The organism is Planobispora rosea, from assembly GCF_014648175.1.
In the GTDB taxonomy this organism is placed as follows: Bacteria; Actinomycetota; Actinomycetes; order Streptosporangiales; family Streptosporangiaceae; genus Planobispora; species Planobispora rosea.
This window is the reverse complement of sequence record NZ_BMQP01000030.1, coordinates 71,016-95,783: the sequence shown is the minus strand read 5'-3', so window position 1 is coordinate 95,783 and position 24,768 is coordinate 71,016. Positions and strand designations below refer to the sequence as shown.

General features: G+C 71.2%; 28 protein-coding genes and 1 tRNA gene. 8 read left to right on the top strand and 21 right to left on the bottom strand.

Translation table 11 applies throughout. The annotated features are described in order from the left end of the window. Positions 1-142: 142 nt before the first annotated feature. The 7 genes from IEZ08_RS26655 to IEZ08_RS26625 all read right to left on the bottom strand — a co-directional run bounded on the left by IEZ08_RS26655 (position 143) and on the right by IEZ08_RS26625 (position 7,064). On the bottom strand, positions 143-907 hold the full coding sequence (locus tag IEZ08_RS26655; RefSeq protein WP_068928343.1) for a crotonase/enoyl-CoA hydratase family protein: 765 nt from the start codon (positions 905-907) through the stop codon (positions 143-145). 30 nt (positions 908-937) lie between these two features. Next, positions 938-1,711 carry an SDR family NAD(P)-dependent oxidoreductase gene (locus IEZ08_RS26650; RefSeq protein ID WP_068921099.1) on the bottom strand — a complete coding sequence of 258 codons (774 nt, stop codon included), beginning with the start codon at positions 1,709-1,711 and terminating at the stop codon, positions 938-940. A 197-nt stretch (positions 1,712-1,908) separates the two neighbouring features. Then, positions 1,909-2,247 carry an STAS domain-containing protein gene (locus IEZ08_RS26645; protein ID WP_068921097.1) on the bottom strand — a complete coding sequence of 113 codons (339 nt, stop codon included), beginning with the start codon at positions 2,245-2,247 and terminating at the stop codon, positions 1,909-1,911. A 134-nt stretch (positions 2,248-2,381) separates the two neighbouring features. Beyond that, complete coding sequence (locus IEZ08_RS26640) at positions 2,382-3,113, bottom strand: energy-coupling factor ABC transporter ATP-binding protein (RefSeq protein ID WP_068921095.1); 732 nt, start codon at positions 3,111-3,113, stop codon at positions 2,382-2,384. A 1-nt stretch (position 3,114) separates the two neighbouring features. After that, positions 3,115-3,891, bottom strand: a complete 777-nt coding sequence (cbiQ, locus tag IEZ08_RS26635) for a cobalt ECF transporter T component CbiQ (protein ID WP_068921094.1) — start codon at positions 3,889-3,891, stop codon at positions 3,115-3,117. Between the two features lie 88 nt (positions 3,892-3,979). After that, complete coding sequence (locus IEZ08_RS26630; protein ID WP_068921092.1) at positions 3,980-5,038, bottom strand: energy-coupling factor ABC transporter permease; 1,059 nt, start codon at positions 5,036-5,038, stop codon at positions 3,980-3,982. 115 nt (positions 5,039-5,153) lie between these two features. Continuing rightward, positions 5,154-7,064 (bottom strand): glycosyltransferase family 2 protein, encoded by a 1,911-nt coding sequence (locus IEZ08_RS26625; protein WP_068921091.1) that lies wholly within the window; start codon positions 7,062-7,064, stop codon positions 5,154-5,156. 348 nt (positions 7,065-7,412) lie between these two features. Between IEZ08_RS26625 and IEZ08_RS26620 the strand changes: the two genes are divergently transcribed. Both IEZ08_RS26620 and IEZ08_RS26615 read left to right on the top strand, forming a co-directional pair. Further along, positions 7,413-7,766: a YciI family protein gene (locus IEZ08_RS26620; RefSeq protein WP_229803510.1), complete on the top strand. Its 354-nt coding sequence runs from the start codon at positions 7,413-7,415 to the stop codon at positions 7,764-7,766. Next, positions 7,763-9,073, top strand: coding sequence for an RNA polymerase sigma factor (locus IEZ08_RS26615; protein ID WP_068921087.1), 1,311 nt, complete (start codon positions 7,763-7,765; stop codon positions 9,071-9,073). Before IEZ08_RS26620 ends, IEZ08_RS26615 begins: the two co-directional genes overlap by 4 nt. An 85-nt stretch (positions 9,074-9,158) precedes the next feature. Here IEZ08_RS26615 and IEZ08_RS26610 read toward each other — a convergent pair whose 3' ends face one another. Continuing rightward, entirely contained in the window at positions 9,159-9,545 is a 387-nt protein-coding gene (locus tag IEZ08_RS26610; RefSeq protein WP_068921086.1) for a nuclear transport factor 2 family protein, read from the bottom strand. Between the two features lie 257 nt (positions 9,546-9,802). Here IEZ08_RS26610 and IEZ08_RS26605 point away from each other — a divergent pair, with 257 nt between their 5' ends. The 3 genes from IEZ08_RS26605 to IEZ08_RS26595 all read left to right on the top strand — a co-directional run bounded on the left by IEZ08_RS26605 (position 9,803) and on the right by IEZ08_RS26595 (position 11,373). Then, complete coding sequence (locus IEZ08_RS26605) at positions 9,803-10,231, top strand: MarR family winged helix-turn-helix transcriptional regulator (RefSeq protein ID WP_189243222.1); 429 nt, start codon at positions 9,803-9,805, stop codon at positions 10,229-10,231. Then, on the top strand, positions 10,221-10,736 hold the full coding sequence (locus IEZ08_RS26600) for an aspartate carbamoyltransferase (protein ID WP_068921083.1): 516 nt from the start codon (positions 10,221-10,223) through the stop codon (positions 10,734-10,736). Before IEZ08_RS26605 ends, IEZ08_RS26600 begins: the two co-directional genes overlap by 11 nt. Positions 10,737-10,917: 181 nt before the next feature. After that, positions 10,918-11,373, top strand: coding sequence for a hypothetical protein (locus IEZ08_RS26595; RefSeq protein WP_068921082.1), 456 nt, complete (start codon positions 10,918-10,920; stop codon positions 11,371-11,373). Here the strand turns inward: IEZ08_RS26595 and IEZ08_RS26590 are convergent. The 4 genes from IEZ08_RS26590 to cysS all read right to left on the bottom strand — a co-directional run bounded on the left by IEZ08_RS26590 (position 11,340) and on the right by cysS (position 14,373). Next, entirely contained in the window at positions 11,340-11,612 is a 273-nt protein-coding gene (locus IEZ08_RS26590; RefSeq protein ID WP_084779535.1) for a DUF2283 domain-containing protein, read from the bottom strand. The two genes, IEZ08_RS26595 and IEZ08_RS26590, sit on opposite strands and share 34 nt — an antisense overlap. A gap of 110 nt (positions 11,613-11,722) precedes the next feature. Continuing rightward, positions 11,723-11,795, bottom strand: a tRNA-Thr gene (locus tag IEZ08_RS26585). Positions 11,796-11,894: 99 nt separating this feature from the next. Then, positions 11,895-12,863: a 23S rRNA (guanosine(2251)-2'-O)-methyltransferase RlmB gene (rlmB, locus tag IEZ08_RS26580; RefSeq protein ID WP_189243221.1), complete on the bottom strand. Its 969-nt coding sequence runs from the start codon at positions 12,861-12,863 to the stop codon at positions 11,895-11,897. 109 nt (positions 12,864-12,972) lie between these two features. After that, on the bottom strand, positions 12,973-14,373 hold the full coding sequence (gene cysS / locus IEZ08_RS26575) for a cysteine--tRNA ligase (RefSeq protein WP_189243220.1): 1,401 nt from the start codon (positions 14,371-14,373) through the stop codon (positions 12,973-12,975). Positions 14,374-14,463: 90 nt separating this feature from the next. Here cysS and IEZ08_RS26570 point away from each other — a divergent pair, with 90 nt between their 5' ends. After that, positions 14,464-15,990, top strand: coding sequence for a DUF2637 domain-containing protein (locus IEZ08_RS26570; protein ID WP_189243219.1), 1,527 nt, complete (start codon positions 14,464-14,466; stop codon positions 15,988-15,990). 413 nt (positions 15,991-16,403) lie between these two features. Here the strand turns inward: IEZ08_RS26570 and IEZ08_RS26565 are convergent, their stop codons facing one another. The 4 genes from IEZ08_RS26565 to IEZ08_RS26550 all read right to left on the bottom strand — a co-directional run bounded on the left by IEZ08_RS26565 (position 16,404) and on the right by IEZ08_RS26550 (position 18,278). Next, the gene (locus IEZ08_RS26565; RefSeq protein WP_068921077.1) at positions 16,404-16,670 is read right to left on the bottom strand and encodes a GlsB/YeaQ/YmgE family stress response membrane protein; all 267 of its coding nucleotides are present in this window, start codon (positions 16,668-16,670) and stop codon (positions 16,404-16,406) included. A gap of 93 nt (positions 16,671-16,763) precedes the next feature. Further along, the gene (locus tag IEZ08_RS26560) at positions 16,764-17,051 is read right to left on the bottom strand and encodes a GlsB/YeaQ/YmgE family stress response membrane protein (RefSeq protein ID WP_068921076.1); all 288 of its coding nucleotides are present in this window, start codon (positions 17,049-17,051) and stop codon (positions 16,764-16,766) included. 166 nt (positions 17,052-17,217) lie between these two features. Further along, positions 17,218-17,697, bottom strand: a complete 480-nt coding sequence (gene ispF / locus IEZ08_RS26555; RefSeq protein WP_068921075.1) for a 2-C-methyl-D-erythritol 2,4-cyclodiphosphate synthase — start codon at positions 17,695-17,697, stop codon at positions 17,218-17,220. Between the two features lie 98 nt (positions 17,698-17,795). Further along, entirely contained in the window at positions 17,796-18,278 is a 483-nt protein-coding gene (locus IEZ08_RS26550) for a CarD family transcriptional regulator (protein WP_012887713.1), read from the bottom strand. A 259-nt stretch (positions 18,279-18,537) separates the two neighbouring features. On the opposite strand from IEZ08_RS26550, the gene IEZ08_RS26545 reads away from it, so the two are divergent. Beyond that, positions 18,538-19,128 carry a copper chaperone PCu(A)C domain-containing protein gene (locus tag IEZ08_RS26545; protein WP_068921074.1) on the top strand — a complete coding sequence of 197 codons (591 nt, stop codon included), beginning with the start codon at positions 18,538-18,540 and terminating at the stop codon, positions 19,126-19,128. Positions 19,129-19,261: 133 nt separating this feature from the next. On the opposite strand, the gene IEZ08_RS26540 is transcribed toward IEZ08_RS26545, so the two are convergent. Further along, positions 19,262-19,951, bottom strand: a complete 690-nt coding sequence (locus tag IEZ08_RS26540) for a response regulator (RefSeq protein ID WP_068921073.1) — start codon at positions 19,949-19,951, stop codon at positions 19,262-19,264. Then, entirely contained in the window at positions 19,948-21,123 is a 1,176-nt protein-coding gene (locus IEZ08_RS26535; protein ID WP_373294384.1) for a sensor histidine kinase, read from the bottom strand. The genes IEZ08_RS26540 and IEZ08_RS26535 overlap by 4 nt, the downstream gene beginning before the upstream one ends. A gap of 173 nt (positions 21,124-21,296) precedes the next feature. On the opposite strand from IEZ08_RS26535, the gene phoU reads away from it, so the two are divergent. Next, the gene (gene phoU, locus IEZ08_RS26530; protein ID WP_068921072.1) at positions 21,297-21,974 is read left to right on the top strand and encodes a phosphate signaling complex protein PhoU; all 678 of its coding nucleotides are present in this window, start codon (positions 21,297-21,299) and stop codon (positions 21,972-21,974) included. A gap of 128 nt (positions 21,975-22,102) precedes the next feature. Here phoU and IEZ08_RS26525 read toward each other — a convergent pair whose 3' ends face one another. From IEZ08_RS26525 to mshA, 3 genes are read right to left on the bottom strand one after another with little or no spacing between them, the layout of a single operon-like run. Next, entirely contained in the window at positions 22,103-22,846 is a 744-nt protein-coding gene (locus tag IEZ08_RS26525) for a phosphoglyceromutase (RefSeq protein WP_068921069.1), read from the bottom strand. A gap of 27 nt (positions 22,847-22,873) precedes the next feature. Next, positions 22,874-23,362, bottom strand: a complete 489-nt coding sequence (locus tag IEZ08_RS26520) for a type III secretion system chaperone family protein (protein ID WP_068921068.1) — start codon at positions 23,360-23,362, stop codon at positions 22,874-22,876. A gap of 43 nt (positions 23,363-23,405) precedes the next feature. Next, entirely contained in the window at positions 23,406-24,689 is a 1,284-nt protein-coding gene (mshA, locus tag IEZ08_RS26515; protein WP_268249365.1) for a D-inositol-3-phosphate glycosyltransferase, read from the bottom strand. Between the last annotated feature and the right edge of the window lie 79 nt (positions 24,690-24,768).

Genomic DNA, 24,768 nt, shown 5'->3' with positions numbered 1-24,768 from the left:
GCCCCTGTCGCACGTGCCCACACCTTCACCGTACGTACACCGGCCGGAAAACGCGCCGGGAAGCCTGGGGACCTCCGGAAAACTCCGGAGACCCCGGGGCCTCCGGGAACCCCGGGGTTCCCGGGAACCCCGGAAAGGACCGCTACTCGCCCTTCCACTGCGGGGCGCGCTTCTCGGCGAAGGCCGCCGCGCCCTCCATCGCGTCCTTGGAGCCGAACACCGGGTTGATGATCTCACCCTGCTTCTTGAACATCTCGTCGATGCTCCAGTCGGCGGACTCCACGATCACGCGCTTGGTCGCCGCCAGCGCCAGGGGGGCGTTCGCGGCGATCCTCTTGGCGAGCTCGACGGCCGTGGCCAGCGCCTCACCCGCGGGCGTGACGTGGTTGACCAGCCCGACCTCGTAGAGCCGGGAGGCCGGGAAGTGATCGCCGGTCAGAGCGATCTCCATGGCGATGTGGTACGGAATCCGCTGCGGCAGCCGCATCACCCCGCCCGCCCCGGCGACCAGGCCGCGCTTGGGCTCGGGCAGCCCGAACTTGGCCTCCTCGGAGGCGACGATGATGTCGCAGGACAGGGCCAGCTCGAAGCCGCCGGCCAGGGCGTAGCCCTCGATCGCCGCGACGATGGGCTTCTTCGGCGGCGCCTCGACGATGCCGCCGAAGCCCCGGCCCTCGACGACGGGGAAGTCGCCGCTCAGGAAGCCCTTGAGGTCCATGCCCGCGCAGAACGTGCCGCCCGCGCCGGTCAGGACGTAGGAGGAGACGTCCTTGCGCTCCTCCAGCTCGTCCAGCGCCGCCGCGATGGCCCGCGCCACGACGCCGTTGACGGCGTTCTTGGCCCTGGGACGGTTGATCGTGATGACGGCCACGCCGTCCTCGACCTGGACCAGGACCTCGTCCCCGATCCCGGAAGTCGGCTCAGACAATGGTGACTCCTACTTGGGCTGGAAGCGGATGCCGCCGTCGAAGCGGATGGTCTCGGCGTTCATGTAGTCGTTCTCGATCAGCGCCCGGACCAGGTGGGCGAACTCCGAGGCCCGCCCCATGCGCTTGGGGAAGACCACCGGCGCGACGAGCTTGGCCTTGAACTCGTCGGAGTTCGGCGAGAAGCCGTAGATCGGGGTGTCGATGATGCCGGGGCAGATCGTGTTGACGCGGACGCCGACGGCGGCCAGGTCACGGGCGGCCGGGACGGTCATGCCGACGATGCCGCCCTTGGAGGCCGAGTACGCCACCTGACCGGTCTGGCCCTCCAGCGCCGCCACGGAGGCGGTGTTGATGACCACTCCGCGCTGGCCGTCCTCGTCGACCGGCTCGGTCTTGGCGATGGCGGCGGCGCCGATGCGCATCAGGTTGAAGGTGCCGATCAGGTTGACGTCGATGACCTTGCGGTAGGAGGCCAGGTCGTGCGGCGAGCCGTCACGGTTCACGGTCCGGGTGGCCCAGCCGATGCCCGCGCTGTTCACCACGACGCGCAGCGGCTTGCCGGTGGCCACCGCGGCGTCCACGGCCGCCTGCACCTGCTCCTCGTCGGACACGTCGGTCTTGATGAAGACCCCGCCGAGCTCGTCGGCGAGCGCCTTGCCACGCTCCTCGTTCAGGTCGGCGATGACCACGGTCGCGCCGTGCGCGGCGAGATCGCGGGCCGTGGCCTCACCGAGGCCGCTGGCACCGCCCGAGATGATTGCTGCTGCTCCGTTCAGGTCCATGAGCGGACTTTAACGCGGATACCGAATGAAGTTCTACTCGGGGTGGGCCAAATCTCCGCCACTCGGCGTGACCTGGCTCTCTATCCCGTGATTCCCCGTCCCGGCCGTACGACTCCCCCGTCCCGGTCACGCGGCCCCCGGTCGGGGCGGCACAGCGGCACAGCCCGGCCCGGCGCCCCGGGTCCGTCCGGACCGGCTCAGAGCGCCTCGACGGCGGCGCCGACGTCGGGGTAGACCTTGATTCGGCGGTCGAGGCCGGTCGTGCGCAGGATGCGCGCCACCGGCGCCTGGGGCGCGGCCAGGGACACGCCGCCGCCTTGGCCGGTCGCCAGCCGCCAGGCCTCGATCAGCACGGACAGTCCGCTGGAGTCCATGAACGACAGGGAGGTCAGGTCGAGGACCAGCCGGGAGCCGTCGAGCTTGATGGCGTCGCGCACCTCGTCACGGAGGAACGGCGCGGTGAACAGGTCGAGCTCGCCCTCGACGGCCACCACCACGGCGTCGCCGACGGCCCGGCGAGCCAGCCGTAGCTTCATCAGTCCTCCTCGTGGCCGTAAGAGAGGCGGGCCTAACTTTACTGCGGAGTCACCATATGCGCGGTGATACGGCTCCGCGACCGATCAGGCGGATCATAGGGGAGACGTCATGCCGGTGATCCCGCCTTCCGGTCTCAGGTGGCGCGGAAGCCGTACGGCAGCTCCAGCCGGTGCGCGGCGAGCAGTTCGGCGTCGGCGAGGATCTCCCGGGTCGGCCCGTCGGCCGCGATCACCCCGCCGGACAGGATGAGCGAGCGTTCGCACAGTTCCAGGGCGTAGGGCAGGTCGTGGGTGACCATCAGCACGGTCACGTCGAGGCTCCGCAGGATCTCGGCCAGCTCGCGCCGCGAGGCCGGGTCCAGGTTGGACGAGGGTTCGTCCAGGACGAGGATCTCCGGCTCCATGGCCAGCACGGTCGCCACCGCGACCCGGCGGCGCTGCCCGAACGACAGGTGGTGCGGGGGCCGGTCGATCGCCTCCAGCATGCCCACCCGCTCCAGGGCCAGCTTGACCCGCTGGTCGAGCTCCTCGCCCCGGATCCCCATGTTGGCCGGGCCGAAGGCGACGTCCTCCCGGACGGTCGGCATGAACAGCTGGTCGTCCGGGTCCTGGAAGACGAGGCCGACCCTGCGCCGGATCTCCTTGAGCGAGCCCTTGGTGACCGGGAGGCCGGCCACGGTCACGGTGCCGTGCCCGGCGGTCAGGATGCCGTTGAGGTGCATGACCAGGGTGGTCTTGCCGGCGCCGTTCGGCCCGAGCAGCGCGACCCGCTCGCCCCGCTCGATGCGCAGGTCCACGCCGAACAGCGCCTGCGTGCCGTCCGGGTAGGCGTACGCCAGCCGGTCCACCTCCAGTGACGCCGTCACGTCACCATCCCCCCGTTCCGAGCAGCACGGTCCCGAGCAGTACGGCGAGCGCCGCGCCCGGAAGCGTACCGGCCACCAGCCACTGCCGCGCCGAGGCGGTCACGTCGTGGATCACCGGCATCGAGCCGGTGTAGCCGCGGCTCAGCATCGCCAGGTGGACCCGCTCGCCCCGCTCGTAGGAGCGGATGAACAGCGCCCCGGCCGACCGCGCGACCACCGGGATGTGCCGTACGTCCCGGGCGGCGAACCCCCGCGACTCCCTGGCCACTCTCATCCGGCGCATCTCGTCCAGGATCACGTCCATGTAGCGGAGCATGAACATGGCGATCTGCACCATCAGCGGCGGCAGCCTCAGCCGCTGGGCGCCCAGCAGCACCATCCGGGGCTCGGTGGTGGCCGCCAGCAGGATGCTCGCCACCACCCCCAGAGTGGCCTTGGCCAGGATGTTCCAGGCGGCCCACAACCCGGGCAGGCTGAGCGGGAGCCCCGCCAGGGAGATCCGCTCCCCCGTCCCGACGAACGGGATCGCCAGCGCGAACAGCACGAACGGGATCTCGATCGCCATCCGCCGCAGCACGAAGCCGGGCGGGACCTTCGCGAGCAGGATCACACCCGCCAGCAGCAGCGCGTACGCCGCGAAGGCCGCGAACCACTCGCGGGGCGTGGCCACCACGGTCAGGGCGAACACGGCGACCGCCGCGAGCTTGCACTGCGGCGGGAGCCGGTGGACGGGCGTGTCGCCCGGCCGGTAGAGCTGGTGGTGGTGGCCCGCGCTCACGGGGAATCCTCTCCGGCAGGTGCTTCGGCTCCGAGACCCGTCCGGATGACTCTCGCCCCGGGAACCGTCCCGTTCCCGTTCATCGCCGTCAGACCGTCGCGTCTTCCCGGCCGGACTTCTGGCCGGACTCCTGGACGGCCTCCCGGTCACGGCGGCGGGCGGCACGGCCGACGGCTCCCGCGACGATCAGCGTGATCCCCACGCCGACCACCCCGGTGACGCCGACCGGGATCCCGCCCACGTCACCGTAGTCGGCCAGCGCCCACTCACCGAACGCGTGGTCGGTGGCCTGGGCGAGGAAGCCCTGGTCCTCGCCCACCTTCTCCAGCCCGTCCGGGTCGCCGGAGGCGAAGAAGGAGACCACGCCCGCCAGCACGAGCGTGACGCCCACGCCCGCCAGCAGGAACGGCCGGACTCCCCGGACTCCCCGGGCGGCCGGGGCCTCGGCGCGCTCCGGAACCACGGCGACGTCGCCGTCGGCGCCGCGCAGCACCAGCGGGGCGGCCAGCCCGCGCGCGCCGTACACCAGGTCGGGCCGGGCCGCGAGCACGGTGGCGACGGTGACCGCGGTGATCAGCCCCTCGCCGATGCCGATGAGCGCGTGCACGCCGCCCATCGCGGCGGCGACCGTGCCGATCTCGATGGGCGCCGTCCCGCCGACCCAGAACAGCAGGGTGAACGCCAGCGCCGAGGCGGGCACCGAGACCAGCGCCGCGACGAACGACGCCGCGGTGATCGCGGCGCGGCCGTTCAGGCCCCGGGTGATCAGGCGGAAGACGCCCCAGCCGACCAGGACGGTGACCAGGCCCATGAGCGTGATGTTGACGCCCAGCGCGGTCAGGCCGCCGTCGGCGAAGAAGAAGCCCTGCACCAGGAGGACCACGGCCATGCACAGCACCGCCGTGTACGGCCCGACGAGGATCGCCGCGAGCGCTCCGCCCAGCAGGTGGCCGCTCGTCCCCGCGGCCACCGGGAAGTTGAGCATCTGCACGGCGAAGACGAAGGCGGCGACCAGGCCGGCCATCGGGGCGGTCCGGTCGTCGAGCTCACGGCGGGCGCCGCGCAGGCAGACGGCGGTCCCCGCGGCGGCGACGGCCCCCGCCGAGATCGAGACGGCCGCGGTGAAGAAACCATCGGGAACGTGCACGGCAATCCTCCGGTTGTGCTGGTGTGCCCCACTTTAAGCCATGGGCTTGTTATTGCAATCGATGGGCATTAGCGAGTGGATTGCCGAAAAAGAGAAACCGCCGGTGGGACAGGCGTCAGCGGAGGAGGCGCCGGAGGAACGCCTTCGGGCCCGAGGTCCGCACCATGGCGCTGAGCCGTCCCTTGCCCGCCGTGGCGTACGGCTTGACGGTGCGCAGGGCCGCGCCCCGCCACCACGTGCTCGGCGGCGCGACCAGCTCCGCCTCCGCCTCGATCCGGAGCCGGACCGGCGGCCCGCCCAGGTCCAGCTCCAGGTAGGCGTCCCAGGTGCCGGCTCCCAGCCGCCCGAACGCCTGCCGCGCCGTGAACGCACCGCTCGCGCGGGCCGTGACCGGCGCCCGCCGCTCGTCCCCGGAGCTCCGCTCCCGCCACACCAGGCGCCGCATGGCCCGCACGTCGGGAGTGATCGCCCCCATCGTGATCTCACCGTCGAGGACCAGCCGATGCCCGGCCGCCCAGCGGGAGCGGACCAGCCGTACGACACCGGACGGGGTCACCACGTGCCCGCCGACGTCGATGCTGAGGTTGCCGTAGGGCCGGGTGAAGTACGGCAGTGCGATCGTCCCGCCGATCATCCGGGGCGCCGGGCGGGCGATCTGCCCGTCCCGGTCGGCGCCGAGCCGCGCCGTCCGGATGACCCCCTCGCACTCGACGGCCACGTGGACGTCCCAGACTCCGGAGGAGAGCGCGCCCACGTCGATCACCCCGGCGAACTCCTCCCCCTGCCGGATCACGGGGAGGGTGACCTCCTGCTGTCCCGCGGACGGCTGCCGGGGGCGCAGGAGCAGCGTGACGCCCCCGGTGACGATCTCGGGATGGCGGTCCGGCTCCAGGGCGTCCAGCGCCACCCGGCCGGTGACCGCCAGCCCGGTGTCGCCCTCGTCCCAGCGCAGGCCCGTGAGTCCGCGGCGCACCACGGCCAGTTCGATGTGCGCCAGCCGCACCAGGCGGTCGATGTCCTCCAGGGCGGCGATCCGGCTCCGGTCCACGGCGCCGAGCCGGTCTCGCACCCCTTCGGTCATCCAGCGGTCGCACATGTCGGCCACCTCGGCCGCGATCTCCTTCCGCTCGACCTCGCAGGCCTCCAGGAAGGGCCTGCCGAGGCGGGCGAAGGCGTCCATCCGGAAGTGGCGCCGGAGCAGGTGGTCGCGGAGCGGGCCGGGCCGTACGTGGTTGACCATCAGCTCGATCGGCTTCTTGATCATCCGTAGCCAGGCGAGGGGGTCACGGCTCTCCGGGCGCTGCATGATGCTGCTCCCGTCGGGCCTGTCCACCAGGTGGTAGCAGTCGTAGTCGGCGACCACCGAGATCACGCCGGCGTGACAGTAGGCGTGGGTCGTGAAGACGATGTCCTCACCGACCAGGAGTTTCTCGTCGAAGCGGATCGAGTGCCGCTCCAGCATCTCCCGGCGGAACAGTTTGAAGCAGCTCAGGCTGTTGTAGACCGCGCTGTCCTCCAGCGGCGCCCGGTCGGCGCTCTGGCGGAACATGGAGACCGGGGCCTTGCGGCCGTGCCCGACGATCTTCCCCAGGACGATGTCGGAGCCGTTGCGGTCGGCCATCGCGAGCATGCGCTCCAGCGCCTCGGGGCCGAGATAGTCGTCGGCGTCACAGAAGAACACGTATCGGCCCCGGGCCATGGAGAGCCCGGTGTTGCGGGGGGCGCCCGCCCCGCCGGAGGCCTGCCGGTGCACGACGCGGACGACCCGGGGATGACAGGAGGCGTACAGGTCGGCCAGCTCCGCGCTGCCGTCGACGGAGCCGTCGTCGACGACCACGATCTCCTTGGCGACCCGCTGGATCAGCAGGGAGGTCAGGCACCGGTCCAGGTAGGGACGGCAGTTGTGCACGGGGACGATCACGCTGACGTCGACGCCGGCCCGGGCGTCGACCTCGATCACCGGGCCCTCGACAGGGTTCGCGCCGCCGGACCTCGCACCGGCTCGCTGGAGGATCGTCCGCGCCATCGCCACACCCTCCGCCGACTACTTTCCGCTTCCGCTGAGCATCAGTATGTGACGAAGGGCCGTCCCGGCGTGGCCGATCCGGCTTGTTGGTTCTCCTCCGTTCAACCTGAGGTCGCCGCACTTGGTGAAAAACAACCGGTTCGCCGGAGTCCTCCCTTGGAACCGTCCGCCGGACCCGCCGTTCCCCCGCCGGACCGGCCACTCCCCGCCGGACCGGCCGCCGTCCGCGGATCGGAGATCTTCTAAATTCTTCCGAGGCGGACGTCGAGAACACGTCACCGGTTCCGACCCACCGGTGAGAGCCGCCCGCCCCGGGCCGGCATCGCGAGGAGGAACACCGTGAAGTACATGCTGCTGATCTACAACCGCCCCGGTTTCGTGGAGGAGCTGTCGGAGGCCGAGCGCGACGAGCTGTTCGGCGGGGTGGACGCGCTCATGAAGGAGCTCACCGAGTCCGGGGAGCTGGTCGGCGGCGAGGCCCTGGCCGACCCCTCGCAGACGAAGACCGTCCGGGTGCGCGACGGCGTCCCGGCGGTCACGGACGGGCCGTACGTCGAGGCCAAGGAGCAGTTCGCCGGTTACATCATGGTCGACTGCGAGACCCCTGAGCGCGCGGTGGAAATCGCCGCCCGCTGGCCGGACGCCAAGCGCTGGGCCATGGAGGTCCGGCCCCTCATGCAGCAGTCCGGGACGGAGATGTGAGGGCGGACGACCGCGTCGAGGACCTGCTGCGCGAGCTGGCGCCGCAGGTCCTCGGCGCGCTCGTCCGCCGCCACGGGCAGTTCGACGCGTGCGAGGACGCGGTGCAGGAGGCGCTGCTGGCCGCCGCCGTGCAGTGGCCCGCGGAGGGCGTGCCGGACAACCCGCGGAGCTGGCTGGCCACCGTCGCCTCCCGGCGGCTGATCGACCAGTGGCGCGGCGAGCACGCGCGCCGGGAGCGCGAGATCGCCGTCGCGACGCGGGAGCCGGCCGACCTGTCGGTCGTGCCCGCGCCGGGCGAGGAACGGTCCCCCGGCCGGGACGACACGCTGACCCTGCTGTTCCTGTGCTGCCATCCCGCGCTGTCGGCGCCCTCCCAGGTGGCGCTCACCCTGCGTGCCGTCGGCGGCCTGAGCACCGCGGAGATCGCCCGGGCGTTCCTGGTCCCCGAGGCGACCATGGCCCAGCGCATCAGCCGGGCCAAGCAGCGCGTCAAGGCCGCCGGCGCCCGCTTCGTCATGCCTCCCGAGGCTGAACGGGAGGACCGGCTCCGGGCGGTGCTGCATGTGCTCTATCTCGTCTTCAACGAGGGCTACACCGCCACCTCCGGCCCCGACCTGCAGCGCGCCGACCTCACCGGCGAGGCGATCCGGCTCGCCCGAGGGCTCCGCCGGCTGCTGCCGGACGACGGCGAGGTCGCCGGGCTGCTGGCGCTCATGCTGCTCACCGACGCCCGGCGCCCGGCCCGCACCCGGCCCGACGGGACGCTGGTCCCGCTCGCCGAGCAGGATCGCGCCCTGTGGGACCGGGCGGCGATCGCCGAGGGGACCGCGCTGATCACCGAGACTCTGGCGCGGGCGCCGCTGGGGCCGTACCAGCTCCAGGCCGCCATCGCCGCGGTCCACGCCGAGGCCCCGCGCGCCGGGGACACCGACTGGCCGCAGATCCTCGCGCTCTACCGGCTGCTGGGCCGCATCGCGCCCAACCCCGTGACCACGCTGAACCAGGCCGTCGCGGTGGGGATGGTGCACGGGCCGCGGGCCGGGCTCGACCTGCTGGAGCCTCTGGCGGCCGACGATCGGATGGCCGGTCACCACCGCCTCGACGCGGTCCGCGCGCACCTGCTGGAGATGGCCGGCGACCCCGAGGCCGCCCGCGCGGCGTACCGCTCGGCGGCGCGCCGTACCACCAGCCTGCCCGAGCAGCGCTACCTGGAGGCCCGTGCCGCCCGGCTGACCGGGACCGCCACGGACCGCGCCACCGGCCGGCAGGAGCCCGGTGAGGGCACCGCGGCACCCCTTGACAGCTGATTCGAGGGCCGGCCGGTGGCCGTGGCGACCGCGACCGCACGCATCCAGGCCGTTCGCCGGTGAGGAGCTCCGGCGTCCGGGCGGCTCACGCCGGGCCGGCGTGGGCGGCCAGGATGCGCCAGCCGTGCTCCTCGGTGTGGACCCAGGTGCGGGTGTAGCGCAGCCGGCCGGCGAACGGCTCGCCCGCGAACGTGCCTTCAAGCGTGCCGAGGAAGCAGGTGACACCGGTGGTCCCCGCGACCAGGACGGTGAGGTCTTCCTCGGCGACCTCCGTCATGACCTGCGTGCGCGAGCGATGGTTCTCCAGATCGAGTCGCTTGGCCCCCGGATGGCACCGGCCGTCCGGCGGCCCCGTGAAGACGAGGTCCTCGTGGAGCAGCCGGTCCAGCTCCTCGACGTCTCCGGCGAGCTGTGCCGCCTGCAGACGCCTCTCGGCCTCGTACAGCTCGTCCGTCAGGGTGCGATCAGTCATGATGTCCCTTCTCTCGCTGTGGCCTGCCGGGGGACGGCGTCACGCCGACCGCGGCCCCACGGGCGCGGGGGGCATCGGCGGCGATCCGGCGTACGGAGATCATCTGGTCCTCCCGATGGTAGTCACCGTGGCGGTGGACGGTCTTCCACGTCCTCTCCCAGCGAAAGATCGTGGTCGTGTGCGGGACGTACGCCGTCGAGTCCTCGTGACGGGCAACTTTGTTGCAAGGTACAACCATCTAGTTGTACGGTCGAACCATGGCGGACGAGCACGAACTCCAGGAAGCCGTGGCCCGCTTCGTCCGGGCCTTCGACCTCCACCAGCCGGACCAGACGCCCTGCGGGCAGCCCATTCCGGTGTCGGAGGCCCACGCGCTGGGCGAGCTGGCCAGGGACGGCGCGTTGCGGCAGAGCGATCTGGCGCGCCGGCTCCGCCTGGAGAAGAGCACCACCAGCCGGCTGGTCACGCAGCTCATCAAGCGCGGCTGGGCCGAACGCACCCCGGCGCCCGACGACGGGCGTGGCGTACTGGTCCAGCTCACCCCCCCGGGCGTGACGGCCGCGGCCCGGCTGGCCGAGGCCAGGGCCGCGCGGTTCTCCGCCGTTCTGGACCGCGTCCCCGAGGGCGAACGCGACGACGTGCTACGCGCCCTGACCACCCTCACGGAGGCCATAGATGCAACGTAGAGATCGACGGACGCAGGCGCTCATCGCGGCGCTCGCGCTCATCGCCGTCGCTGTGACGGCGTACGCGCTCATCGACCGGAACGACCAGCGGGACCCGGCCGCCCGGCAGGCCGAGGTCGCGGCCAGGAGCCGGCAGGTGATGCCGTTCGACCTGGAACGCACCACGCACCGCTTCGCCAAGTCCGCGACCGGCGGCGTGCAGACGGTCACCTCCGACGACCCGGCCGACACCGAGCAGGTCACGCTGATCCGCGGGCACCTGACCGCCGAGACCGCGAGGTTCCGCAGCGGCGACTACGGTGACCCCGCCTCCATCCACGGCGGCGAGATGCCGGGCCTGCGCGAGCTCGGACAAGGGCACGACCGCATCGACATCCGCTACACCGAGCTGCCCGCGGGCGCCCAGGTCACCTACTCCACCACGGACGCGTCGCTGGTGGAGGCACTGCACTCATGGTTCGACGCCCAGGTCACCGACCACGGCCGGCACGCCGAACACGGCTGACCCGCCCCCTCGGACGCCCTCTTCCACGGCACACCCATCCCCTCCGACGGCACCGCCGCAGGCCTCGTCTGCGTCGTAGTCGTCCCGGCCGAGGCTCGGAAGACATCAACGAGAAGGTACGGGCGGCAGACACCTCGCGCAGATCGAGGCACTGTCGTACCCGGTGGGTATTCCTCCGCACATGGCAGTCCCTGAAGTGGTTCCCATCGCGTACGAACCCGACTATCACACCGACACCATCGGCCACTGGGAAGGCGGCCAGTTCCTCGGCTCCGTCGTAGCGGCTTTCCGACAGGGCTACACCCACACCGACGATTGGCTCGCACACAAGCGCTGGTACGCCGTCCTGCACACCTTCGACGCCGCCGGCCACCACCTCGACTCCCGCATCGAGCGCACCGGAACCGAAGCCGACCACCGGGCATCCGTCGACGCCGCGCAGGGCTTGTTGAAACAGTGGCTCGACGCGCTCCCCGGCCACCGCTTCGGCGACATCGCCATCCGGCCCTTCCGGCGCGAGTTCGACGGAGTTCTGTTCGGCCTCGTCATCGAGACCTTCGAAGACGACGAACACGCCGAACTCCACCCCGCAGGACTCGGTTTCTACGAACCCTGGGACGGCTCATACGACACCTGACCGCTTGATCCGCAGGGTTCTGCGGGCCATGCGGCGAGGATCTCAATACCGATCACTCTGCCGTTCTCATCTCGATCCAGGTTCACCATCGCATCCACGGTGACCGTCTCCGCCACACCACCCGGCGGGATCGGACCATGCAGGTAAACGTAGGCGGCCTCGGCTTCGGGATCGTAGGTCCACGTGCCGGGATGTTCCTCAAGGGCCAACGGATTTCCTCCGGTCAGGGCGGTCGGCATCCCGGCGATCTTCTCCTGTTAGCAAAGGTGTTAGCAAGATCGCGGCATCACCCCGGCACGAGAAAGGCCCCTGAGGGCGTCGCGCCTGATCAGGGGCCTTTCTCTCTGCGAGCCGACGAGGGGAATCGAACCCCTGACCTACGGTTTACAAGACCGTTGCTCTGCCGATTGAGCTACGTCGGCGTGGCCGCCTGACGAGTGTAGTCGGCTTACACCCCCGACGTCACCGCGTAAAGCCGGCGTGCCGTACGGAAATGTCAGGAAGGGCTTACAGCGGGGAAGTCAGCGCTTGCGGTGGCGGGCCACCTCGTACAGGGCGATGCCGGCGGCGACGCCCGCGTTGAGGGACTCGGCCGCGGCGTGCATGGGAATGCGGACCACCAGGTCGCAGGCTTCGCGGACGAGACGGGACAGGCCCTTGCCCTCCGAGCCGACGACCACGACCAGGGGGTCCTCCAGGAGGTTGGCGTCGCCGATGTCGACCCGGCCCTCGCCGTCCAGGCCGATCACGAACAGGCCCGCCTCGCGGTACTCGCGCAGGGTGGCGGTGAGGTTGCTCGCCCGGGCGACGGGCAGGGTCGCCAGCGTGCCCGCCGAGGTCTTCCAGGCTCCGGCGGTCACCCCCGCCGAGCGGCGGGCCGGGACGACCAGGCCGTGGGCGCCGAAGGCGGTGGCGGAGCGGGCGATGGCGCCGAGGTTGCGCGGGTCGGTGACACCGTCGAGGGCGACGATCAGCGGCACCTCGGCGGCGTTCCGGGCCTGCTGGACCAGGTCGTCGGGGTGGGCGTAGTCGTAGGCGGGGATCTGCAGGGCCACGCCCTGGTGCACGCCGCCCTCGGTCAGCCGGTCGAGCTTCTCCCGGGTGACCTCCAGCATCGCGATGCCCCGGTCGGCGGCGATGCGCACGGACTCCTTGACGCGGTCGTCGCTGTCGATGCGCTGCGCGACGTAGAGCGCGTTGGCCGGCACGCCCGCGCGGAGCGCCTCGACGACCGGGTTGCGCCCGCCGATGTACTCCGGGGCGTCCTCGCTGCGCCGGGTCCGGACCGGGGTGCGCGGGGAGGAGGACCGGCCGGTCCGCTCCTCGCGCTCGATCCGCTCGGTGCGGGCCTTGTCCTTGTACCAGTGCCGCATGTGCGCCGGCGGGGTCGCCCCCTTGCCCTCCAGGCCACGGCGGACGTTGCCGCCCGTGCCCTTGCTCGGACTCTTCTTCTTCGCGGGCCGTCCGGCCCCTCTACCCCCACCAGCCATGGTCACTAGGGTACGGCCTGCCCGCCGCAGCACCGGACGGTTCCCGGCGGCGCCGGGCGGCGGGAACGCGCACGACGGCGCGCCTTCCCGCCACCCGGTCCGGCGGTCCTTACTTCGACAGCTCCCAGCGGGGACCCTGGGGGGTGTCCTCCACGGCGATCCCGGCCTGGGCGAGCTGGTCGCGGATGGCGTCGGCGGCGGCGAAGTCCTTGCGGGCACGGGCCGCCTGGCGCTGCTCCAGGGCCACGGCGACCAGGGCGTCCACGGTCGCGCGCAGACCGGCGCCGTCACCGCCCGAGGAGCGCCACTGCTCCGAACGCGGGTCCAGGCCCAGCACGTCGAGCATGTTCTGCGTCTCGGCCAGCAGCCGCGCCACCTGCTCCTTGTCGCTCCGGGCGAGTGCCACGTTGCCCTCGCGGACCACCTCGTGCACGACGGCGAGCGCCTGGGGGGTGCCCAGGTCGTCGTCGAGCGCGTCGGTGAACGCCTGCGGCAGCGGGGCGTCGGCGTCCACGTCGTGGATCATCTCCGCGGCGCGCGTGACGAAGCCCTCGATGCGCTGGTAGGCGGCGGCGGCCTCGAACAGCGCCTCCTCGGAGTAGTCGATGGAGGAGCGGTAGTGCGGGGCGGCCAGGTAGTAGCGGAGCTCGACCGGGCGGACCTTCTTGGTCACTTCGGGGATCAGCAGGGAGTTCCCGAGCGACTTGCTCATCTTCTCCGCACCGATCTTGAGCATGCCGTTGTGCATCCAGTAGCGCGCGAAGCCGTCACCGGCCGCCTGCGACTGGGTCAGCTCGTTCTCGTGGTGCGGGAAGATCAGGTCGACGCCGCCGCCGTGGATGTCGAAGGTCGGCCCGAGGTACTTGGTCGCCATGGCCGAGCACTCCAGGTGCCAGCCGGGACGGCCCCTGCCCCAGGGGGTCGGCCAGGTCGGCTCACCGGGCTTCTCGCCCTTCCAGAGCGCGAAGTCGCGCGGGTCGCGCTTGGCCGAGTCGGTGTCGGTGTCACCTGCCGCCCGCATGTTCTCCAGTTTCTGGTTGGACAGCGAGCCGTACCGGTCGGCGTAGGAGACGACGTCGAAGTAGACGTCACCGTCGGCGGCGTAGGCGTGGCCCGCCGCGATCAGCCGCTCCATCAGCTCGATCATCTCGGGGACGTGGCCGGTGGCCCGCGGCTCGACGGTCGGCGGCAGGCAGCCGAGCACGTCGTAGGCCCAGGTGAAGGCGCGCTGGTTACGCTCGGCGACCACGAACCAGGGCACGCCCTCCTCGGCGGAGACCCTGATGATCTTGTCGTCGATGTCCGTGACGTTCCGGCAGAAGGTGACGTCGTAGCCGGAGCGCGTCATCCAGCGGCGCAGCACGTCGAAGTTGACACCGGAACGGATGTGCCCGATGTGCGGCGGGGCCTGCACGGTGGCACCACACAGGTAGATCGACGCCCGGCCGGGCTCCACCGGAACGAACTCGCGGACCGTACGCGTGCTGGTGTCGTAAAGGCGCAGACTCACAAAAGTAAGGCTAGCGCCTGGTGACATCTTCCTGATCGGGATTCGGAGCACCGATCATGACGGGGGACGATTCTGTACGCTCGAAGGGCCATGGACGTGAAATCACCTGCGGCGGCAGGCTCGCTCCCCCGCCCGATCACAGCCCCGCCCGCCTCCGCCGAGCCGGGCCGGGCCGCCGTCGCCCTGCGGCACGCGGGCATCGCCCTCGCCGGGGTCGGCGTGGCCGCCCTCACCGGAGCGGCGTGCGTGTTGTCCTTCGAGGATCTGCGTGGTCTCGCCGTCATCGGTGAGGCCCGGCCCGACCTGGCCTACCTGTATCCCGCGGGCTTCGACGCGTTGCTCGCCGTCGCGATGATCAGCGTGCTCCTGCTGCGCGGCGGGCGCTGGCCGGTCCGCCTGCAGGCGGGTCTCGTCCTGGTCCTGCTGCTCGCCCTGGCGGTCGCCGCCGAGGTGGCCACGGCCATGCGGGTCATGGTGGAGGTACGGTCGGCCGCCATCGTGGTCGCCGTCGCCCCGTGGGTGATGCTGGCGGTGGCGCTGTGGCTCTGGCTCCTGATGATCAAGCATGCCCAGGCCCGGCGGACCGACCTGGACGCCCGCCTGGCCGGTGAGGGCCACGGGCACGACATCGTCCCGTTCCCCGACGCCGCCATGCCGACCGCGGAATACCCGCGCCCGGAGACGCTCGCCCCCGGACCGCCCGGGTCCGGCGCCCCCGGCCCCCGCCTCCCGGCGCAACCCGTGCTCGACCCGCAGGCCGCCCCGCCGATGGAGACGGTCCCGCACCACGACCTCCCGGCGGTCCCGGTGGTCGGCCCCACACCGGCGCCGGAGACGCCCGAGGTCGACGACCTGCCCGAACCCGCCGGGGCCCGCGGTCCCGCCCAGGCTTCACGGCCGGCCGAGCCCGCCGGATCCGCCGTGACCGCTGCGGCCCCCGAGACCGTACGGCCGGAGCCCGCCGAACCCGTCGGGTCTCCGGAGCCGGTGAGGCCCTCAGCGTCCCCGCAGTCCCCGCTGTCGCTGGAGTCCCCGGAGCCCTCGGTGCCCGCCCAGGCCGCCGAGACCGCCGAGACCGCCGAGGCCGCCGTTCCCGCAAGCGCCCCGGTGGAGCAGCCGGACACGCCGGTGCGCTGGGGTGATCTGACCCGTCCCGTCCGGGGTGACCTGCTCGTCCACCCGCTCCGCCCCGCCGTACCGGATCCGGAGCGGGACAGCTGGGAGCCGGGCCTGGGACAGGAGGGCCGTCAGGCGCGGGAGAGCCGGGTCAGTGAACGGGTGGAGACCTGGGGCGCCGCGGCGGGACCCGTCACGCCTCCCGCCGACGTTCCAGGCGGGGAGGAGACGAGTGTCACCGGATACGGCTCGGCCACGCAGCCGATGCGGGTGATGACCGGCGAGTCCCCCGATCCGGCGCACGGCTCCGAGGCCGCGGACCCGGAGGAGGAGGCCCAGGGCCCGCAGGAGGCCTGGGATCCCCAGGGAGCCCGGGACCCGCAGGAGGCATGGGACCCGCAGGAGGAGCACTCCGACCGGCGCACGCCGTACACCGATGACGACATCGCGGCCCCGCCCTCGGGCCGCATGCGCAGCACTCCCCTCCCGCCGGAAGACTGAAAGCCCCGCCGGCCTGGTCGGCCTGCGGGGCGTCAGCCCGTTCCGGAGGGGGCACGCTCGGAGTCGCCCGGGGTACGGGGACCGCACATCCGCGGTATCCGCGACCGGTCGCCGTTGACCGGACGGATGGCCGCCTGCCCCTCCAGATCCGTGTTCGTCTGTGGATACGCACTCATCTGTGGTCGCAGCCGGATGGCCGATCGGCCGTGACCGGGGCGCCGGGGACGGCGCTCCGGTCGCACACCCGGGGGTCAGCTCCGGGGCCTCGGAGGAGCTGACCCGGTTCTCGGGTGTGGTCATCCGTGTGGTTTATGGGCCGGCCCGCAGCTCTCGCTCACACCTGGTGAACGGCGCCCCGCTGCGGGCCGGCGTTCTGCTCACCTCAGGGCTCGTCTCTGGAACCCCGTCACCGGTCACACCCTGGAACGGCGCAGTCCGGCGACCAGGCCGACACCGACGACGGCCAGGACGACCTGCATCACGAGTTCGATCCAGTCGATGCCGTCCGTGGTGGAGACATTGAGCACCTGGGCGATGGCGGTGCCGATGAGCGCCGCCACGATCCCGACGACGATGGTCAGGACCCAGCCGATCGGCTGCCTGCCGGGCAGCAGGAGACGGCCGACGGCCCCGATGATCGCGCCGATGACGATTGCGCCGAGAATGGATGCGATGGTCATATCAACCTCCCCGTGAGGGTGAGACCTTCACTCTCACGGGGAGTCGGCTACCCCCTGCACCACGGATATTCCTGGAAACGGCAAATTTCCAGGTCACCCGAGATTTCTATCGGCCCGCCCGGTCCGCCCGGGACGCATCTGGGTGACGAGCAGGACCCCCGCCACCGCGAGGGCGAGCTGGAGGATGTGCTCCCACCAGTCGATGCCTCTCGTGTTCGCGATGCCCAGCGCCCCCGCGATGAGGGTGCCGATGAGCGCCGCGGCGATGCCGACGATGAGCGTCAGAGCGATGCTGATGCTCTGCCTTCCCGGAATGACGAGACGCGCCAGTGCTCCGACGATGGCTCCGATGACGATTGCGGAGACGATCGATCCAATCATGTCCAGCTCCCCCCAATGACGAGGACATGTCGTTAGGGAGCTACCCGGACATTCGCAAAGTATCCGCCCCAAAAGGGGCGACCCGTACCGCGCCAGGAGAACGGGTCGCCTCCTCGGGTGCTGCGACGGGCTTTCCGCGCCGCCCGCCAGGGTGCTCTCGCACCCCTTAGGAGACGCCCGGATCCTGATTCAGGTTGACCAGGATCGCCGTGGCGATGGCCGCGACGCCCTCGCCGCGCCCGGTGAGGCCCAGACCGTCGGTCGTGGTGGCACTGACGCTCACGGGCGCGCCCACGGCCTCGCCGAGGACCTTCTCGGCCTCCGTACGGCGGGGCGCCAGCTTGGGACGGTTGCCGATCACCTGGACGGCCACGTTGCCGATCTCGAAACCGGCCGCGCGGACCTTCCTGGCGGTCTCCTCCAGCAGGGACACACCCGACGCACCGGCCCAGCGCGGGTCGGAGGTGCCGAACAGCCCGCCGAGGTCACCGAGACCGGCGGCGGACAGCAGGGCGTCGCACATGGCGTGGGCGGCGGCGTCACCGTCGGAGTGGCCGGCCAGCCCCGTCTCGCCCGGCCAGTGCAGGCCCGCCAGGTGCAGCTGCCGTCCGGATGCGAAAGGGTGGACGTCGGTTCCGACGCCCACCCGTGGAAGTGTCGTGTTCAGGAGTCGAGTACCTCTCTGGAACTCCCAGCAGTCCGGAACCTCACCGGACTCCCGGAGCTCGGCGTCTCACCGAACTCTTACGAGTTCAGCACCTCGTCGAGAAGTGCCTCTGCCTTGTCCTCGTTGGTCTTCTCCGCGAGCGCGAGCTCGCTGACCAGGATCTGCCTCGCCTTGGCGAGCATCCGCTTCTCTCCTGCGGAGAGCCCGCGCTCCTTGTCTCGTCGCCACAGGTCGCGAACGACCTCGGCCACCTTGTTGACGTCGCCGGACGCCAGCTTCTCAAGGTTGGCCTTGTAGCGGCGGGACCAGTTCGTGGGCTCTTCGGTGTGAGGCATGCGGAGCACGTCGAAGACGCGCTCGAGACCCTCCTGCCCGACAACGTCGCGAACTCCTACGAGTTCTGCGTTGTCGGCAGGCACCTGGACGGTAAGGTCGCCCTTGTCGACCTTGAGAACCAGGTAGGTCCTTTCCTCACCCTTGATGGTTCGGGTCGTGATCGCCTCGATCCGAGCAGCCCCGTGGTGGGGGTAGACGACAGTGTCGCCGACCTGGAAAGTCATGTGACAAGTACCCCTTCCGCTGTACTCCAGAGTACCACGTATCCACAGGCTCCCGGAACAGTGAAATCACCATAACTGCAGGTCAAAGCCGCGTTTTAAGCCTTGACAAGTGCCCAACTGTGTGAATCGAGAGGTAAAAAACAGCGATGACCTGGGATGCGCCTTCGTTCGCGATCAGGCGGGTCGCCGGAAAACCCGGGAAACTCCACGGATAGGGTTGCCCTGTCCTATCTCTTGTGTGACAAGGAGAACTCGCACCGTGACCCGCACCAACCGTCACTGGGCGGTCGCCGCCGCCGCGTTTCTCGCAGCCGCCCCGGCTCTGGCGGGCTGCGGCACCGGCTTCGACGCGATCACCGCCCAGCCGTACATGCCCAACGAGGCCCTGAGCGTCAAGGTCGAGGACAAGGACCTCAAGATCTCCCAGGCGTACTTCCTGGGTCCGGACTCCGGCGGGTCCCTGCCCGCGGGCGGGAGCACCCCGCTCTACCTCTACATGGTCAACACCGGTCCGCAGGATGACCGGCTCGTCGGTCTCGGCGTGGACCCGGCTCTGGGCACCGCCAAGGTCCCCGCGCCCGTCACGCTCCCGGCCTTCGGAAAGCAGGCCGCCGTCGTCGGCCGGCCCACGCCCTCGATCATGGTTGAGCAGCTGAAGAAGCCGCTCAAGGGCGGGGAGACGATCAAGGTGCAGCTGCAGTTCGAGAAGGCCGGCATCGTCTCGCTGAACGTCCCGGTCATCACCCGCAGCCGTGAGTTCACGCAGCTGCCGGCCGTCCCGGGCGCCTCCGCCGCCCCCACGCCGACTCCCACCCCCACGGTGGACGTGGAGGGTGAGGGCGGCCACTGAGGACGGCCACTGAGGCCGATCACTGAGGACGGCCGCTGAGGGCGGCACTCACGGCAGAACGCCGAGGGGGTGTGCGGCTCGCACGAGCCGCACACCCCCTTCTCGCGTCCGGGAGGGTCAGTCCTCCACGGGGTCAGTCCTCCACGGGGTCGAACTTGTAGCCCAGGCCGCGGACCGTGAGGATGCAGCGCGGGTTGGAGGGGTCGGCCTCGACCTTGGCGCGCAGCCGCTTGACGTGGACGTCCAGGGTCTTGGTGTCGCCCACGTAGTCGGCGCCCCAGACCCGGTCGATGAGCTGCCCGCGGGTGAGCACCCGGCCGGCGTTGCGCAGCAGCACCTCCAGCAGCTCGAACTCCTTCAGCGGCAGCTGCACCGCCTCGCCGCGGACGGCGACGATGTGCCGGTCCACGTCCATCCGGACCGGTCCCGCGGTCAGCACCGCCGACTCCAGCTCCTCCACATCGCCCTGGCGGCGCAGCACCGCACGGATGCGGGCCACCAGCTCGCGCGAGGAGAACGGCTTGGTCACGTAGTCGTCCGCGCCGAGCTCCAGCCCGACGACCTTGTCGATCTCGCTGTCCTTGGCGGTCAGCATGATGACGGGAACGTTCGAACGCTGCCGGAGCGAGCGGCAGACCTCGGTGCCAGGCAGTCCGGGCAGCATCAGGTCGAGCAGCACCAGGTCGGCGCCGCTGCGGTCGAACGTGTCGAGCGCCTCGGGCCCCGTGGCCGCCACCGCGACCTCGAACCCCTCCTTGCGCAGCATGTAGGACAGGGCGTCGGAGAACGACTCCTCGTCCTCGACGACAAGAACGCGGGTCACTGCGCGGCCTCCATGGGGGTTGCGGTACTGCTGGGTGATACGGAAACCGCCAGGCCGCCGAAGGCGGGCAGGCGGAGGGTGAACGTGGAGCCGGAGCCCTCCTTGCTCCACACCGTGACCGCCCCGTTGTGAGCGGCGGCGACGTGCTTGACGATGGCGAGTCCGAGACCGGTCCCGCCGGTGGCGCGCGAGCGGGCGGCGTCGACGCGGAAGAACCGCTCGAAGATCCGCTCCTGGGCGCTCTCCGGGATGCCGATCCCCTGGTCGCTCACGCTGATCTCGACCGAGTCACCCGCCGGCCGGGCGCTGATCACGACCCGGGTGTGCTCGGGGCTGTAGGCGACCGCGTTGTCGATGAGGTTGCGCAACGCGGTGACCAGGAGCTCCTCGTCACCCCAGACCTGCAGGCCCTCGGTGCCGCCCGCGACCAGCGCGATGTCCTTGGAGACCGCCGTGGTGTTGCAGCGGTCGATGGCGTCGTGCACGGCCTCGTCCACCGGGACGGGGCCGGGTGTGGGGATGGGCTCGGCGCCCTGGATCCGGGAGAGGGTGATGAGGTCCTGGACGAGGTAGGTCAGGCGGGCGGCCTCGTGCTGCATGCGCCCGGCGAAGCGGGTGACCGCCTCGGGGTCGTCCGCGGCGTCCTGGATGGTCTCGGCCAGCAGGCTCAGCGCGCCGACGGGCGTCTTGAGCTCGTGGCTCACGTTGGCCACGAAGTCGCGGCGGACCGCCTCGACGCGGTGGTACTCGGTCTGGTCCTCGGCCAGCACGAGCACCTGGCCGTAGGACCCCAGCGGGGCGACCCGGACCGCGAAGTTGGTCGCGTCCTGGCCGAACTTGTGCCCCGGGACCTCGATCTCGCTCTCGCGGATCTCGCCGTCCCTGCGCACCTTCCTGGCCAGCGCCAGCAGTTCGGGCGCCACCAGCCGGTCACCCTTGACCAGGCCGAAGGCACGCGCGGCCGAACTGGCCCGCAGCACCCGGTCCTCCCTGTCCAGCACGACCGCCGAGGAGGGAAGGACCGCCAGCACGGAGGCCACGCCCGCGGGCATCGCCCCGGGCTCGATGTCGTCGACCGGGGTCAGCATCCGCGGCCGCGCCGCGTTCTGGCGGACGACCAGCATGGTCAGCACCCCCACCGCGAAGCCGGCCAGGACGAAACCGGCCAGCACGGCCAGGCTCGCCGTCAGCTCATCCACGTGGTCCTCCCGTCAGGTTCACGACCTCGATGGTAGGCAAGACTTGTCCCATTCATGACCGTCAGGAGGGGCATGACCACGGCTTTCCCGCAAAGTTCACTTTGTGGTCGGGGTTCGTTCACTGACGCGCGCGTACGGTGAGAGCCATGCGTGACGCCTACCACGAAGAACTCGACGCCCTCACGGTCAAGCTGGTCGAGATGACCCGGCTCGTGCGCTCGGCGATCTCCAGGGCCACCACCGCCCTGCTGGACGCCGATCTCGAACTGGCCGAGGGCGTCATCTCCCGCGACGCGGAGGTCGACCGGCTCTTCGCGGAGGTCGAGGCGTCGATCTTCGATCTGATGGCCCGGCAGCAGCCGGTGGCCGTGGACCTCAGGATGATCATCACGGCTCTGCGGATGGGCACCGACCTGGAGCGGATGGGCGACCTGGCCCAGCACGTGGCCAAGATCGCCCGGCTGCGCCACCCCGACTCGGCGATCCCGCCGGAGCTCCGCGTGACCATCCTGGAGATGGGCCAGATCGCCGAGCGCCTGGTCACCAAGGCCGGCAGCTGCATCGCCTCGCGCGACGTGGAGACCGCGCTGGAGCTGGAGCACGACGACGACGCCATGGACAAGCTGCACCGCAGGCTGTTCCGGGTCCTGATGGCGCCCGACTGGAGGCACGGTGTCGAACCGGCCATCGACGTGACGCTGATCGGCCGCTACTACGAGCGCTACGCCGACCACGCGGTCCGCGTCGCCCGCGACGTGGTCTACCTGGTGACCGGCTCTCGTCCCCATGGCGACGCCAACGCGTCGCTGCTCGGGAGCCAGTAACCGGCGCCCCCTCGCGGCCCATGGCGACGCCAACGCGTCGCTGCCCGGGAGCCAGTACGGGAGCCAGTAAAGGGTGCCCTTCGCGGGAAGGGCACCCTACTTTCTTCTGTCCGTACGGCGGTGCGGGGTCACCTGCCCTGGTTGGCCACGGCCGCGATGGCCGCCTCGGCCGCCTCGGGGTCGAGGTAGAGGCCGCCCTTGGCAACCGGGCGGAAGTCGGCGTCCAGCTCGTACAGGAGCGGGATGCCGGTGGGGATGTTGAGCCCGGCGATCTCGTCGTCGCCGATCCCGTCCAGGTGCTTGACCAGGGCGCGCAGCGAGTTGCCGTGCGCGGCGACCAGGACGGTCCGACCCATCGACAGGTCGGGGACGATGTTGTCGTACCAGTACGGCAGCATGCGCTCGACGACGTCCTTCAGGCACTCCGTCCGCGGCATGACCTCCTTGGGCAGCAGCGCGTAGCGCGCGTCACCCGCCTGGGAGTACTCGTCGTCGTCATCGATCGGCGGCGGCGGGACGTCGTAGGAGCGGCGCCAGAGCATGAACTGCTCCTCGCCGAACTGCTCGCGGGTCTGCGCCTTGTTCTTGCCCTGCAGCGCGCCGTAGTGGCGCTCGTTGAGCCTCCAGGACCGGGTCACCGGCAGCCAGAGCATGTCGGCCGCGCCCAGCGCGAGGTTCGCCGTCTGGATCGCGCGGGTCAGCAGCGAGGTGTGCACGACGTCCGGTCGTATCCCGGCCTCCAGCAGCAGCTTCCCGCCGCGCCGCGCCTCCTCCTCGCCCTTGGCCGAGAGCCCCGCGTCCACCCATCCGGTGAACAGACCCTTGGCGTTCCACTCGCTCTCACCGTGCCGCAGCAGCACCAAAGTCGCCATGCGACCAAGACTAGCGAGCGCCGCGCTTCAGCCACGCTCCGCGTCGGGATTGGCGAAGCGGGCGAACGCCTGGAGGTTGGCGAGGGACTCGCCGCGCTTGGCCCGCCACTCCCACTCCTTGCGGATGGAGGAGGCGAACCCCAGTTCCAGGGCCCGGTCGAAACCCTCGTCGGAGTAGGTGAGCACGCAGCCGAGCAGCCGGTCGACCTCCTCCTCCGACACCGCCTGCAGCGGGACACGGCCCACCAGGTAGACGTCACCGACGGGGTCCAGGGCGAAGTGCACGCCGTACATCGACCCGTTCTTGGTGAGCAGCCAGCGGTAGAAGGCCTCGTGGTTCTCGTCGGGCTGGCGGCAGAAGAACGCCTCCACGTGCAGGGCCTGGTCGCCGATGATCAGCCAGGTCATGGTGGCGAGTTTGTGCTGGCCGGGGAGCTTGGCCAGGAAGGCCCCCGGCCGGGGCTCCTCGTAGGAGATCTCCGCGCCCTTGAGCGCCGCCTCGATCACTTCGCGCATGGGCTCACCCTACGAGCCCCGCGGGGCCTCCGCTCCGCCCGGCTCAGGAACTCACCGCGATCGGGGTCCGGTACAGGTGCGCCATGGCCTCGGCGTAGACGTCCGCGAGCCGGGCCGCGGTGACCGACCAGCCGAAGCCCGCGGCCCGGGACACGGCCCCGGCCGCCAGCGCCTCACGCCAGGCGGGCTCCCGGACGAACCGGCCGAGCACCTGCGCCCAGTCGTGCGGGTCGTGCCCCTCGACGAGCACTCCCGACACCCCGTCGTGTACGGCGGTGCGCAGACCGCCCACGGAGGCGGCGACGACCGGGGTGCCGCAGGCCTGGGACTCCAGGGCGACCAGGCCGAACGACTCGTTGTACGACGGGACGACGGTCACGTCGGCCGCGCGGTACCAGTCGGCCAGCTCGTGCTGGGGGGCCGGAGGGACGATCCTGACGATGTCGGAGATCCCCAGCTCCACGGCGAGGTCGGTCAGGAACGAGGGGCGGGCCAAGCCGTTGCCGCTGGGCCCGCCCACACAGGCGACGACCAGTTTCGAGCGGAGCCCGGGGTCGTCGACGAGCATCCGGGCGGCGGCGCGCAGCAGCACGTCCGGGGCCTTGAGCGGCTGCACCCGGCCCACGAACAGCAGCACGTGGGCGTCGCGCGGCAGTCCCAGCCGGCGCCGCGCCTCCTGCCCGGAGGCGGGGCGGAAGACGGTGAGGTTCACCCCGGGGTTGACGACCTCGATCCGATCGGGGTCGGCGCCGTACAGCTCGGCGAGTTCCCGCGCCTCGGTCGGCGTGTTGGCCACCAGCCGGTCGGCGATCTCGACGACCTGTTCCTCGCCGAACACGCGGGCGGCGGGCTCGGGCCTGTCGTCCTCGGCGAGCAGGAGGTTCTTCACCTTCGCCATGGTGTGCATGGTGTGCACCAGCGGCACGCCCCAGCGCTCCTTGGCCAGCCAGCCCACCTGGCCGGAGAGCCAGTAGTGGGAGTGGATGACGTCGTAGCGTCCCGGGTCGTACATCGCCTCGGCGCGCAGCACGCCGGACAGGAAGGCGCACAGCTGTCCGGGCAGGTCGCCCTTGTCCAGCTCCTCGTACGGCCCGGCGGTGACGTGCCGGACCGAGACGCCCGGGGCGATCTCCGCCACCGGAGGCAGGTCCCGCGCCGTCTGCCGGGTGAAGATCTCGACCTCGATCCCGAGCTGGGCCAGCCGTTTGGCCGACTCCACGATGTAGACGTTCATCCCGCCCGCGTCCCCGGTCCCCGGCTGGTCCAGGGGGGACGTGTGCATGCTGATCGTCGCGACCCGGCCGACCCGTCGCCGCTTCACCGACACCACCTCCGAGACGGGACAACCACCCACGCCTTCGCGACATTCCCGGCATATGGGCGGGCGAGTCCGGCGGCCTCCGGTC